Consider the following 12,210-nt stretch of genomic DNA (forward strand, 5'->3'; position numbering starts at 1 on the left):
TACATCAGGAATGGCAACAATACTCTTTGGAGAGCGAGGAAATCGATGATGAGAATGGTTGATTTGATTGCGAAGAAGCGCGACGGCAAAGAGCTGACGACAGAGGAGATCAACTTCATTATTGAAGGTTATACGAACGGGGATATCCCGGACTATCAGATGAGTGCCTTCGCTATGGCGATCTATTTCCGTGACATGACGGAGCGGGAGCGGGCCGATCTGACGATGGCGATGGTGAATTCCGGGGATACGATCGATCTGTCGGCGATTGAAGGCGTTAAGGTGGATAAGCACTCCACTGGCGGCGTGGGCGATACGACGACCCTCGTTCTGGCGCCTCTCGTTGCTGCGCTGGATATTCCGGTAGCGAAGATGTCCGGGCGCGGACTGGGACATACAGGCGGTACAATCGACAAACTTGAATCGATTGAAGGCTTCCATGTAGAGATCAGCAAGGACGAATTCGTGAGCTTGGTCAACAATCACAAGATCGCGGTGATCGGCCAGACCGGCAATCTTACGCCAGCGGACAAGAAGCTGTATGCGCTGCGTGACGTTACGGCAACGGTGAACTCGATTCCGCTGATCGCCAGCTCGATCATGAGCAAGAAGATTGCCGCCGGATCGGATGCGATTGTGCTTGATGTGAAGACCGGCGCGGGTGCATTCATGAAGACGCCGGAGGATGCGAAGGAACTGGCGCATGCGATGGTCAGCATCGGCAACAAGGTCGGGCGCAAGACGATGGCGGTCATCTCCGATATGAGCCAGCCGCTGGGCCGTGCGATCGGCAACTCGCTGGAGGTACAGGAAGCGATCGATACACTGCGCGGGCATGGACCCGCGGATCTTGAGGAGCTTTGTCTTGCCCTGGGCAGACAAATGGTGTATCTCGCTGGCAAAGCATCCTCGTTAGAGGATGCCGAGGAGCAGTTGAAGGAAGTGATCCGCAATGGTCAGGCGCTGGATAAATTCAAGGAATTTATCGCGAACCAAGGCGGAAATCCTGAGGTGGTGGATCATCCGGAGAAATTGCCGCAGGCCGCGTACCGGATCGAGGTTCCGGCTCGTGAAGACGGTGTTGTGGCCGAGATTGTGGCCGACGAGATCGGAACGGCAGCTATGCTGCTCGGCGCAGGCCGTGCGACCAAGGAATCGGAGATCGACCTTGCGGTCGGCCTGATGCTGAACAAGAAGATCGGCGACGCCGTGAAGGCGGGCGAATCCCTCGTCACCATCCACGCGAACCGTGAGAACGTAGACGATGTGGTCGAGAAGATCTACGCCAACATCCGGGTCTGTGATCATGCTGAAGCCCCCGTGCTGGTGCATGAGATCGTGACGGAGTAAGGATAGAGCAGTATGTATAGATAGCGAGCCGAATTTAGGCGCGTGCAGAGCAGGATTACCAGGCCTTTGGCCCGGAATTCTGCTCTGTTTTTGTTACGAAACCATGCCAAACCCGCTAACGAAACTGTGACACGCTATTTGCCCGTAATCGAGGACTTTTTCAATCTAACGAAACACCATATCGTTATTCAGCCTCAAAACGCCCTTTCCACCTCTAAATCCGCCCAATAACGATCCCCAGTTTCGTTAGAATTCCCAGACACCCATTTTGGCTCAAATAGCGATTGTCAGTTTCGTTAGATTTTCGTTAGATTTTCGTTAGAGTGCAGGGGTTCCGTGCAGAATGTCGAATCATCCATATATAAGGGAAATATTGTATTTATGAGTCGGAGATACTTTTGTCTATCGGGGAGGAATAATTAATGCAGTCCATAGCCCATATACGGGAAAGTGATCGTAAGATTCAGACGGTTGAGGAGCATTTGCTAGAGGTTATGAAATTGGCGGAGAAGTATGGAGCGAAATTGCATGTCAGGCATATTGCGGGGTTAGCGGGATTGTTGCATGATTTAGGCAAGTACACCCATCGATTTGTGGAATACATACTGGCTGCGACCGATTCAAACTCTGCGACCAAACCGAGAAGAGGCGAGGTCGATCATTCAACGGCTGGGGGGAAGCTGCTATTCGATTTATTTCACAATAAGGATCACGGTCCTTATAAGATGATTCTTGCAGAGATCGTTGGCAATGCGATCATCTCGCATCACTCCTATCTGAAGGATTTCTGCGGTCCAGACTGGGAGTCGGAATATTTGAAGCGGGTCAAGGAGAAAGTGACAGGACTAGAGGAATACGAGTTGAGTAAAGAGACATTTTTCGAAAATGTAATGAGTGAGCGCGAGTTTAATGACTATGTAGACCGTGCGGCGACCGAGCTGGAACAATTCCTTCAACAAAATAATCCCCAGAACTTTGAATTAAACTGCATGTTTCTAACCAAGTTTATCTTCAGTATGCTGATTGATGCGGATCGTACGAATACGAGGGGATTTGAAGCAAATCAGCCCGATGAAGAAGAACTGGATACGAATGAGCTATTTTCACTTTATTACACCAGATTGATGAAGCACATCGTTGGATTGAAAGATCGGAAGGGTGAAAATCCGAATATAAATCTGTTAAGAAGCAGAATGTCTGACCTATGTGAGCAGTTTGCCTGGAACCCATCGGGGATATACACATTGTCCATTCCTACTGGGGGAGGAAAGACGCTGGCTAGTTTGCGTTATGCGCTAAGACATGCCCAGGAATTCGATAAGCGAAGAATCATTTATGTGCTGCCATATACGACCATTATTGAACAAAATGCTGAAGAAGTTCGTAAGATTCTGGATGATCGGGATCATATTCTGGAGCATCATTCCAATGTGGTAGAAGAGGATAGCCAAGATGAAGACGATGAGTTGCAGGATGGTTACGTAACAGCTGGGCAAAGGCTGAAGCTGGCCAAAGACAACTGGGATGCGCCAATTATTTTTACGACGATGGTACAATTTCTGAATGTGTTCTATGCAAAGGGAAGCCGTAATATCCGCAGACTCCATAATCTATCCAATGCTGTCATTATTTTCGATGAGGTTCAGAAAGTGCCTACGAAATGCGTCTCCCTCTTTAATTTGGCGCTTAATTTCTTGAAAGAGTGTGCTGGGTCAAGTATTGTACTCTGTACGGCAACCCAGCCTGCACTTCATTATGTAGAGAAGGAACTACATCTTAATCAAGAACCTGAAATGATCACTTCTATTGATGATGTGATTGAGGCTTTCAAGCGTGTGGAAATTGTGGATCGTACGATGGAGCCGCTTAATACAGAACAATTAGCTGAATTTGTCCTTGAACGCTTTGATGATCCGAATGGCATCAACAATGTATTGGTCATTTTAAATACGAAGACGGTTGTTAAAAAGCTGTATAACCGACTGAAGGAATTTGAAACTTCGATCCCGATCTATCATCTTAGTACATCCATGTGCTCGAAGCATCGAAGTGATAGATTAGACAAGGTTAAGGAGCATTTAGCAAAAGAAGAGAAGGTCATTTGTGTCAGCACGCAGTTAATTGAAGCCGGGGTGGATATCAGCTTCGACTGTGTCATCCGTTCTTTGGCTGGTTTGGATTCCATTGCGCAGGCGGCTGGAAGATGCAACCGCCATGGAAAAGATCCATTGCGTCAGGTGTATGTCATCGATCATTTAGAGGAGAATCTAAGTAAGCTGCCCGAAATTGAGGACGGGAAGAGTATTGCTCGGACCTTGCTTACGGATTTGAGACGAGATTCGAGCGTGTACGGAGGGCATTTACTGTCACGTGCCGCAATGGAAAGGTATTTTGAAAGTTTCTATACGGAACAGGCAGCAGATCTTGATTATGACATAAAAGAATTAAATAGAAGGAAGATGACGGAGCTGCTATTTGGTCCCAAAGGTGACTCTGATTCTTATTATGCGGATTATAGACATAATAAAGGGGTAAATCTTCCTCTGATGCTGGCCAATAGCTACGGAACTGCTGCTAAGTATTTCGAAGTCATCGATCAAGCGACGACATCGGTAATTGTCCCTTATGGTGAGGGGGAGCGGATCATTACGGATTTGAATGGAAGTCCTTCCATTGATGATCTGACCACACTATTACGATCTGCACAACAATTTACGGTTAATCTATACCGTCATGAGCGTGACCATTTGATTGAGAACGATGGAATCGAGAGCTACTTCGAGGGGCAAGTGTTAGTTTTGCATGAGCGAGCCTATAACGAAGAATTTGGCTGTGACATTGAAAATGATAGCTCCATGGCCTTCCTAGGCTATTAATCAGAGGGAAAAAACCTATCTTCGCTGTTAAATGGCGAGATAGGTTCCCTAATAAAATGCTATATCTTTCAATCCGCGCTAATCACTAGCGACGCTTTATTATAGCATAAAACTGGTGGGCTTAAAATTGAACCTATTAGAATGAAAATTTCATATATCATTTAATTGATAATTCATATAACATTTAATTAGAAATTTGTTGACTCTGATATTTGGAAAGGATACAATATAGGCGTAAGGAAAATATAGGAAGGAGGTAAAACGTGATTAGAAATAGTGTGGAGTTCGAAGTGTATGGGGACTATGCTCTTTTTACTGACCCCTTAACGAAAATGGGCGGGGAGAAGCTGAGCTATCAAATCCCCACATACCAGGCCATGAAAGGTATTCTTGAAAGCGTTTACTGGAAGCCGACCATCATGTATATCATTGATGAAATTCGTGTGATGAACCCGATCCGTATGGAATCCAAGGGAATTAGACCGATTGACTATAGCGGAGGCAATACGCTTGCGAATTATACTTACTTGCGGGATGTCCGCTACCAATGCCGTGCTCACTTTGTGTTTAATCTGAATCGACCTGATATGGAGTTCGATCGTAACGAGCATAAGCATCACAATATCCTGAAGCGATCGATCAAAGCAGGGGGAAGAAGAGATATTTTTCTCGGAGCCCGGGAATGTCAAGGTTATGTTGAACCATGCGTATTTGGTGAGGGAGAAGGATTCTACGACAACTACGAGGGCGAGATTCATTTTGGAACGATGGTCCACGGGATCAATTATCCGGATGAGACGGGACGGAATGAAATGGAGACCAGGCTCTGGAATCCTGTAATGAGGAACGGATATATCGAGTTTATCCCGCCCGAAGATTGCCTACAGGTGCGCAAAATTTCGGATATGCAGCCGAAGATTTTCAATACATCCAATGTAGAATCTGTCCATGATGTGCTGGCGCAGATGGAAGAGGGTGAGAGGCTGTGAGCTGGCTGCTGGATTTATATGAAACTTATAAAGCTAATTCGGGGCGGGTTGGCGTTAAGGAGAAACGATTTATAGACAGGGAGCAGCAGAAGTTCATTGAATACACCTTGCTACCCATCTCACATACAACGCAGACTGCGCATATTGAGGTGAGAGTTACGGAGAGCGGAGACTTCCATTCCGCAGAGGTCATCGACAAGAATGATGCCAATACGCTGATTCCTTGTACGGAGGATTCTGCAAGTCGGGCAGGCTCCAAGGTAGCCCCTTATCCACTGCATGACAAGCTTAGCTATGTAGCAGGTGATTTTACCGCTTATGGTGGTGTAATCAAGAAGGAAGAGCCCTTCAGAGCTTATATTGAGCAGTTGGCAGATTGGGCGAACTCTCCGAATGCACACGAGAATGTGAGGAGCATCTATACTTATCTGAAAAAAGGACGGTTAATCGAGGACCTGGTCGCGGATCGCAAGCTGGCTGTGGATGAACAGGGGCATTTAATAGGCAAATGGGATAAGAAATACGCATCCCTCTATGAAGAAAAACCAGCGATTTTCTCTTCTCTGGCCGGAGAGCAGTCAGACGCTTTTATTCGCTTTACTGTACATTCCACGCGACGGGCTATGAAGAAGACTTGGGACGATCCGGAAATGTACGAGTCCTTTGTGCAGTATTATAACCACAAGTTAGGTGATAAGAAGCTCTGCTATGTGACTGGCGAGATTATGCCCGGTACAAGCAAGCATGCTAACAAAATCAGAAATCCGGCGGATAAGGCAAAATTAATCTCGGCGAATGACAAGACCGGATTTACCTTCCGGGGACGTTACAGTGATAGTGAAGAAGTGGCTAGTATCAGTTACGAAGTGTCACAGAAGGCGCATAACGCGCTCAAATGGCTGATTCATCGGCAAGGGAAGGTCATTGATCAGCGGGTGTTCCTGGTCTGGTCCAATGGTGATGATTCAGACATCGTTCCACCAGAAGACGATACGTATACCTTCCTTCCAGGAGTGGCAGCTACGTTAGCTCAAGGGAAATCCTTCACAAATGATCTGTTAGCCGAGGAGTTATGGAAGGCGCTGGGCGGCTATAAGAACAAATATGCTGATTCTAAGGCGAAGGTCAGTCTACTGGTGCTAGATTCAGCAACAACGGGCCGGATGGCTGTATTGTATTATCGCCATATGGCTCAGCAGGATTATTTTAAGCGATTGGTGGATTGGCATTCAACCTGTGTATGGCTGCACCGCTATCAGAAGAATCAACAGGGGGAGTTTGTGATCTTCTACGGAGCACCAGCGACGCGAGATATCGCCTTCGCGGCCTATGGCTCCAAAGCGGGAGATAAAGTCGTAAAGGGCTTAATGGAACGAATGCTTCCCACCATTATAGACGGACGTCATATACCGATAGATATTGTCAGAAGTGCATTCCAACGGGCTTCCAATCCTGTATCGATGGAGAAATGGGAGTGGGAGAAGACGCTTAGCATAACATGTGCCTTGATAAACTATGGATTGATTCAGAAGAAGGAGGGATACGAGGTGGCGCTAGATAAAGAAAATCAGGATCGGGATTATCTGTTTGGACGGTTGTTGGCTGTTGCGGATGTGCTGGAGAGACGAGCTCTGGGTAATGAGGAGAATCGGGCTAGCAATGCTATTCGATATATGAATTCTTTTGCCCAGCATCCGGCCCGAACGTGGACAACCATTCAAGCGAGTTTACAGCCGTACCAGGCACGTCTAGGTGCGAAGGGGTATTATTTGTCCGGTCTGATCGATGAGATTGCTTCTAAGCTCAAGTTTGAGGATTTTAATAATAAGCCATTGTCAGGTAAGTATCTGTTGGGCTTCTATAGCCAAAGACATGATCTTTATCAAAAGAAAGAAAAAACAGGCGTAGCAAGTGTAGATACCGCTGAACAATCCAATGAAGAGGAGATGGAATAAATGTCAATTCTGGATCATAAAATTGATTTTGCTGTAATTTTCTCGGTAACAAAGGCCAATCCCAACGGAGATCCGCTGAATGGAAACAGACCGCGGCAGAACTATGACGGATATGGGGAGGTTTCGGATGTAGCGCTGAAACGTAAAATCAGAAATCGCCTGCAGGATATGGGGGAATCTATTTTTGTACAATCCAATGATAGAACAACGGATTCTCTGAAAAGTCTGCGAGAGCGTGCGGATGCGAATGAAGCTTTAACTAAAATCATGAAGTCCAAATCCGTCTCCAGTGAAGAGTTTGCCAGCGTGGCCTGTGAGGAATGGATCGATGTGCGTAGTTTTGGACAAGTGTTTGCCTTTAAAGGCAGCGGGGAAAAAGGGGTCTCTGTCGGCGTAAGAGGCCCGGTATCCATCCATACAGCGACTAGCGTGAGCCCGATCGATATCACGAGTATGCAAATTACAAAAAGTGTGAATTCGGAGCCTGGAGATAAGAAGGGTTCGGATACAATGGGGATGAAGCATAGAGTCGACTTCGGTGTATATGTATTCAAAGGTAGCATCAATACTCAATTGGCTGAGAAGACCGGATTTACGAATGAGGATGCGGAGAAGATCAAGGAAGCGCTCGTCAGTCTGTTCGAGAATGATTCCTCGTCTGCCAGACCGGAAGGCAGCATGGAGGTTCATCAGGTTTATTGGTGGGAGCATTCCTCCAAGCTAGGTCAGTATTCCTCGGCTAAGGTACATCGCTCATTGTCTGTTAAGCCACGTAAGGACGAGCCTAAGTCTTTTGAAGACTATGCTGTTGAATTAACCGAATTGGACGGACTCCAGGCTGAGATCATAGATGGCCGTTAATTCTGAAGATGATTATCTCATGTTGTCGGGGATACAGCATTTTCAATTTTGTCGAAGGCAGTGGGCCTTGATCCATATTGAGCAGCAATGGGAGGAGAATGTCAGAACCGTTCAGGGGCAGTATCTCCACCGCAAGGCGGATCAGCCCTTTGTCAGAGAGAAGCGGGGCGATAAGCTCGTCGTAAGAGCGATGCCGGTGAAATCCGATGGCTTGGGAATAACGGGAATCTGTGATGTGGTCGAGTTCATCAGGGATGATCGGGGCGTTGAGATTAGCGGAGCAGAAGGCAAATATATCGCTTATCCAGTGGAATATAAACGGGGAAAGCCGAAGAAGGATGATGCGGACATTCTACAGTTAACTGCACAGGCGCTATGCCTGGAGGATATGCTGCTCTGTGAAATCGACACAGGTTATATGTTTTATAATGAAATTAAACGTCGTGTTGAAGTAGCTCTTACTTCAGAGATGAAGGAGAAGGTACGATCCGTCGTTCGTGAAATGCAGGATTATTATCGGCGGCGGTATACTCCAAAGGTCAAGGCAGGCCCCCATTGCAAAAGCTGCTCCCTTCAATCGATCTGTCTGCCCGAACTTATGACCAAGCGCAGCGTGAAGAGTTATATCGAAGGGAAGATCAGAGAATGAGGAAGCTGCTGAATACGCTGTTTGTCACACAGCCGGAGGTGTATTTATCTCTGGATGGCGATAATATCGTACTGCTCAAGGATCAGGAGAAATTAGGCAGAGTGCCGCTTCACAATCTGGAGTCTATTGTAACCTTTGGTTATACCGGGGCTAGTCCGGCTTTAATGGGGTACTGTGCGGAACGGAATATATCTATTGTTTTTCTGAAAATGAATGGTGAATTTCTGGCCAGGGTCATTGGAGCGAGCAAAGGGAATGTTGTGCTAAGGAAGAAGCAAAGTCTTCTCTCGGACAACGAAAGGGAATCTGCGGTGATCGCCCGTAATTTTATCATCGGTAAAATCTACAATCATAAATGGATGATCGAGAGAATGACTCGGGATTATCCGCTGCGGATTGATGTTGCGGAATTCAAGGAGGCCTCGGAGCATATGTCCTCCATGATGACTGCGATCAGAGAGTGCGAGGATCTGGAGCAGTTACGGGGCCTGGAGGGGCAGGCGGCACTTAGTTATAACAAGCTGTTTGACCATATGATCTTGCAGCAGAAGGAGGATTTTTCTTTCCGTACTCGTTCACGCAGACCTCCGCTGGACCCTGTAAATGCGATGTTGTCGTTAGCATATACGTTGCTGGCTCATGATATGACCTCTGCTCTCGAGGCCGTCGGATTGGATGCGTATATCGGCTTCCTGCATCGCGATCGTCCTGGACGAGCTTCTCTGGCACTCGATGTGATGGAAGAATTGCGCGGGATTTATGCTGATCGGTTCGTACTGTCCTTAATCAATAAAAGAGTAGTCAGTGCGGGGGATTTTGTCCGTAAGGAGAACGGAGCCGTACTGATGACCGATGAAGCTAGGAAGGACTTCTTGGCGGCCTGGCAGACTAAGAAACAAGAGAGTATTGTGCATCCTTTTCTGGGCGAGAAAATATCCTGGGGGCTGGTTCCCCACGCTCAAGCTCTGCTGTTAGCCCGATATCTGCGCGGCGATCTGGACGAATATCCGCCGTTTCTATGGAAGTAGGTGTAGACGATGCTAGTATTGGTCACTTATGATGTAGGTACGACGCATAGTGCTGGGCAGAGAAGACTGCGGCAAGTGTCCAAGGTATGCCAGAATTATGGACAGCGCGTGCAGAACTCCGTGTTTGAATGTGTAGTGGATGCCACAGAATTTGAAGTTCTGAAAATGAAACTGATCGACATCATCGACGAAGAGCAGGACAGCCTACGATTCTACCAGCTTGGCAACAACTATAAGAGCAAGGTAGAGCACGTCGGAATTAAGGAATCCCTCGATCTCGAGGGCCCCTTAATCCTGTAGATGACTCCTGTAAATCCGTGGTGCGAACCCCAAGCGAACATGATTTCCCTAGGGGATTCGCACCACGAAAATCATGGATTATATCCATGTATGTAATAAAATGTAATTATGAGAAACTCTTAAAAGTAGTTTTTTTATGTAAAATGCGGTTTTCGGGCTCTTTTTACCCGAAAATCGGAGTCGCATCCTTCGTGGATGCGTGGATTGAAAGAAGAAAACTTAACCGCTTGGAATCGGGTTGAATTGTCGCATCCTTCGTGGATGCGTGGATTGAAAGACCCGTTCTGTCATTGGTCAACTCAAAACGGTGGAGTCGCATCCTTCGTGGATGCGTGGATTGAAAGTCATTTTAAGGAGGAATCGTGATGAGCGAAGTTAAAGTCGCATCCTTCGTGGATGCGTGGATTGAAAGTTTATCTCCGACCCTATCCCGGACGTACACATCGGTCGCATCCTTCGTGGATGCGTGGATTGAAAGCTAAGCGCCGGGCCGCCATTTCCGCCGCTCCGCCCGCGTCGCATCCTTCGTGGATGCGTGGATTGAAAGCGTTACCTAAGACAGAGAGAGCAGCAGAGAAGTTTGTCGCATCCTTCGTGGATGCGTGGATTGAAAGCACAATTGCTGCGCTCCAGTTGCCTGTGTTGGTGGTCGCATCCTTCGTGGATGCGTGGATTGAAAGACGTATCGATCCGCAGCCTCAAGTTTGTAACTCTGTCGCATCCTTCGTGGATGCGTGGATTGAAAGTTGGATCCCCATAAGCAAATCCATAGGATTCCGGCCAGTCGCATCCTTCGTGGATGCGTGGATTGAAAGGTTTCTCTGCCTCTGCTACATGGAGGGCTACAATGTCGCATCCTTCGTGGATGCGTGGATTGAAAGCGAATCGCAAAAAAGCAGTAACTCCTTCCCCAGCAGTCGCATCCTTCGTGGATGCGTGGATTGAAAGTGAATTGCCACAGAAGGTTGAAAAGATAATACCTCGTCGCATCCTTCGTGGATGCGTGGATTGAAAGATGTCTACTCCTCCCCTGTAAACCAATCAAATCCTTGTCGCATCCTTCGTGGATGCGTGGATTGAAAGATGAATATGGTCTGCGATATGATGGATTAATGGGCGTCGCATCCTTCGTGGATGCGTGGATTGAAAGTTAAAATCTTGGAATCGATTTGAAGCACGCCCAAGGTCGCATCCTTCGTGGATGCGTGGATTGAAAGCACCTACTCTAGCTTTGTCCAGCAGCTTATCTGCAGTCGCATCCTTCGTGGATGCGTGGATTGAAAGGGGCATGTGTACCTATAGCACAGATATTGACGGGTCGCATCCTTCGTGGATGCGTGGATTGAAAGTATTCCGTCCTGTGCTAACCCGTCCATGCAACGATCGTCGCATCCTTCGTGGATGCGTGGATTGAAAGGTTTGTGTCATCTCCTTGTTGTTAATTCTATTATGTCGCATCCTTCGTGGATGCGTGGATTGAAAGTCGCTTCGCCCCTTGACGGACCTGTGCCTGGAACAGGTCGCATCCTTCGTGGATGCGTGGATTGAAAGCCGAATCTCGTCCTCATCAATGCGTTTAATCCGGTCGCATCCTTCGTGGATGCGTGGATTGAAAGTTGCTTCGCGATCTTGATTGCCATCCTCTGAATCCGTCGCATCCTTCGTGGATGCGTGGATTGAAAGCATCTGGCTTTTTACAGCCTTCATGGCCATTAGGAGTCGCATCCTTCGTGGATGCGTGGATTGAAAGTACACAAAATATGGACAGTAGTTGCGTGGAATATAGTCGCATCCTTCGTGGATGCGTGGATTGAAAGCCTAGTTGGCTGCTATTCAAAAAGATTAAAGATGGTCGCATCCTTCGTGGATGCGTGGATTGAAAGCGGAAGGGAAAACGTATACGAAAAGGCACGCTGCGTCGCATCCTTCGTGGATGCGTGGATTGAAAGAAAGAGTCCGGCGCTAAAGTAATTGATACCTTTGCGTCGCATCCTTCGTGGATGCGTGGATTGAAAGAGGCATTAGACCATCTGCAAGATTGACCCTGACCTCGTCGCATCCTTCGTGGATGCGTGGATTGAAAGATTGAAGAAGGATGGGCTCGTCAGGAGCCTGAAAAGTCGCATCCTTCGTGGATGCGTGGATTGAAAGCGTGTGCTGGCGCATTTGGGCCGCCCTGATCTCTGGTCGCATCCTTCGTGG

Annotated in this window: 8 protein-coding genes and 1 CRISPR repeat array (1 of these 9 running past the window's edge); all 8 genes read left to right on the top strand. The window is 47.5% G+C overall.

The genetic code is table 11. The features are described 5' to 3' along the window. The first annotated feature begins 48 nt into the window (after positions 1-48). The 8 genes from BFJ94_RS23990 to cas2 all read left to right on the top strand — a co-directional run bounded on the left by BFJ94_RS23990 (position 49) and on the right by cas2 (position 10,008). The gene (locus BFJ94_RS23990; protein ID WP_120465390.1) at positions 49-1,350 is read left to right on the top strand and encodes a pyrimidine-nucleoside phosphorylase; all 1,302 of its coding nucleotides are present in this window, start codon (positions 49-51) and stop codon (positions 1,348-1,350) included. 422 nt (positions 1,351-1,772) lie between these two features. Beyond that, on the top strand, positions 1,773-4,226 hold the full coding sequence (gene cas3 / locus BFJ94_RS23995) for a CRISPR-associated helicase Cas3' (RefSeq protein ID WP_120464866.1): 2,454 nt from the start codon (positions 1,773-1,775) through the stop codon (positions 4,224-4,226). A gap of 266 nt (positions 4,227-4,492) precedes the next feature. Next, positions 4,493-5,215, top strand: a complete 723-nt coding sequence (gene cas5c, locus BFJ94_RS24000) for a type I-C CRISPR-associated protein Cas5c (protein WP_120465391.1) — start codon at positions 4,493-4,495, stop codon at positions 5,213-5,215. Then, positions 5,212-7,170, top strand: a complete 1,959-nt coding sequence (gene cas8c, locus BFJ94_RS24005) for a type I-C CRISPR-associated protein Cas8c/Csd1 (RefSeq protein WP_120464867.1) — start codon at positions 5,212-5,214, stop codon at positions 7,168-7,170. Before cas5c ends, cas8c begins: the two co-directional genes overlap by 4 nt. Next, entirely contained in the window at positions 7,171-8,031 is an 861-nt protein-coding gene (gene cas7c / locus BFJ94_RS24010; RefSeq protein WP_120464868.1) for a type I-C CRISPR-associated protein Cas7/Csd2, read from the top strand. It abuts the gene before it with no gap. Beyond that, the gene (gene cas4, locus BFJ94_RS24015; protein WP_120464869.1) at positions 8,021-8,680 is read left to right on the top strand and encodes a CRISPR-associated protein Cas4; all 660 of its coding nucleotides are present in this window, start codon (positions 8,021-8,023) and stop codon (positions 8,678-8,680) included. The genes cas7c and cas4 overlap by 11 nt, the downstream gene beginning before the upstream one ends. Then, entirely contained in the window at positions 8,677-9,708 is a 1,032-nt protein-coding gene (gene cas1c, locus BFJ94_RS24020; RefSeq protein ID WP_120464870.1) for a type I-C CRISPR-associated endonuclease Cas1c, read from the top strand. Before cas4 ends, cas1c begins: the two co-directional genes overlap by 4 nt. A 9-nt stretch (positions 9,709-9,717) precedes the next feature. Continuing rightward, positions 9,718-10,008 carry a CRISPR-associated endonuclease Cas2 gene (cas2, locus tag BFJ94_RS24025; protein WP_120464871.1) on the top strand — a complete coding sequence of 97 codons (291 nt, stop codon included), beginning with the start codon at positions 9,718-9,720 and terminating at the stop codon, positions 10,006-10,008. 179 nt (positions 10,009-10,187) lie between these two features. After that, a CRISPR array of direct repeats spans positions 10,188-12,210; the repeat unit is 32 nt; unit sequence GTCGCATCCTTCGTGGATGCGTGGATTGAAAG (it continues 217 nt past the right edge of the window).

This window comes from Paenibacillus aceti, assembly GCF_003614185.1.
Taxonomy (GTDB): domain Bacteria; phylum Bacillota; class Bacilli; order Paenibacillales; family Paenibacillaceae; genus Fontibacillus; species Fontibacillus aceti.

Excerpts from the sequence above, each read along its gene's own strand:
- BFJ94_RS23990 (WP_120465390.1), top strand. The coding sequence starts at position 49 with ATGAGAATGGTTGATTTGATTGCGAAGAAGCGCGACGGCAAAGAGCTG.
- cas3 (WP_120464866.1), top strand. The coding sequence starts at position 1,773 with ATGCAGTCCATAGCCCATATACGGGAAAGTGATCGTAAGATTCAGACG.
- cas7c (WP_120464868.1), top strand. The coding sequence starts at position 7,171 with ATGTCAATTCTGGATCATAAAATTGATTTTGCTGTAATTTTCTCGGTA.
- cas4 (WP_120464869.1), top strand. The coding sequence starts at position 8,021 with ATGGCCGTTAATTCTGAAGATGATTATCTCATGTTGTCGGGGATACAG.
- cas1c (WP_120464870.1), top strand. The coding sequence starts at position 8,677 with ATGAGGAAGCTGCTGAATACGCTGTTTGTCACACAGCCGGAGGTGTAT.
- cas2 (WP_120464871.1), top strand. The coding sequence starts at position 9,718 with ATGCTAGTATTGGTCACTTATGATGTAGGTACGACGCATAGTGCTGGG.